This window comes from Idiomarina fontislapidosi (assembly GCF_003226255.1).
GTDB lineage: Bacteria > Pseudomonadota > Gammaproteobacteria > Enterobacterales > Alteromonadaceae > Idiomarina > Idiomarina fontislapidosi.
This window is the reverse complement of record NZ_QJST01000045.1, coordinates 1-1119: the sequence shown is the minus strand read 5'-3', so window position 1 is coordinate 1119 and position 1119 is coordinate 1. Positions and strand designations below refer to the sequence as shown.

At 47.4% G+C, this 1119-nt stretch carries 1 pseudogene; it reads left to right on the top strand.

What is annotated here, in order from left to right:
* Window positions 1-100 precede the first annotated feature (100 nt).
* Window positions 101-991 (top strand): annotated as a pseudogene (locus DFP83_RS13475) (IS3 family transposase); the annotation flags it as partial.
* Between the last annotated feature and the right edge of the window lie 128 nt (window positions 992-1119).

Here is a 1119-nt window from a genome sequence, read left to right as displayed (position 1 = left end):
GACCCAATTAAATGAGAGACCGAGAAAAACATTGAACTTTATGACACCGTCACACATGATTGACAAGGGTGTTGCGTTGATGACTTGAATCTACAACCGCTCTCTTAATGTCCGACGACCTGAAATCTACGCGCTGATAGACCGGTTGAGGGAGCATGAAACGACTGAGTTGGTCTGCTCAGCGCTGGGTGTAGGTGTTAGCAGCTTTTATGAGCGTCGAAAGCGACGTCAACAAATAGAAACTAAGCGACGACTGCTGCGAGCTCGTATAAAACGCTTATTCATAAAGTCCCGAAACTCGGCGGGGACCCGGACTCTCGTCGGTATGCTGAAACACGAAGGCGTTGTCATGGGACGCTTTAAAGTTGGCCGTTTGATGAAAGAGCAAGGCTTAACGAGTAAGCAGCCAGGCCCTCATGCCTATAGGGTCGCTAATGTTGAGAGACCGGATATCCCGAATAAACTCAACCGTGAGTTTGATGTAGAAGCTCCGAATAGAGTCTGGTGTGGTGATATAACCTATATCTGGACTGGCTCGGGCTGGCATTATGCTGCCGTCGTTATTGACCTGTTTACCCATCGGGTTATTGGCTGGTCGATGTCGCCTCGCCCAGACGCAGAGCTTGCTGCACGTGCACTGGATATGGCTTATGAAATGCGCGGTAAACCCGAGGGTGTGATGTTCCATAGTGATCAAGGTACTCAGTATGGAGCGCGAAAGTTCAGGCAAAGGTTATGGCGTTACCAGATAACTCAAAGCATGAGTCGACGCGGAAACTGTTGGGACAATAGTCCAATGGAGCGAGTATTTAGAAGTTTAAAGTCTGAGTGGATGCCGGCAACCGGTTACCGTTCAGCAATTGAAGCAAAACGAGATGTCAGTTACTTCCTTATGAATTATTACAACTGGGAGCGACCACATCAATTTAATGATGGTCTACCACCGGCTAAAGCAGAAAAATTAGCTAAAAAGGTGTCCGGGTTTTGTTGACCACTACACAAAAAGACTCTGTAGTGCGTCAGTGAGAGTGTTCAATATTCTGTGTCAGCCAAGTTTTCATAAATCTATGTGGCCATCCAGTCGACCTTCAAAGTGGATGGTTAGCTGAGACAGTGTCA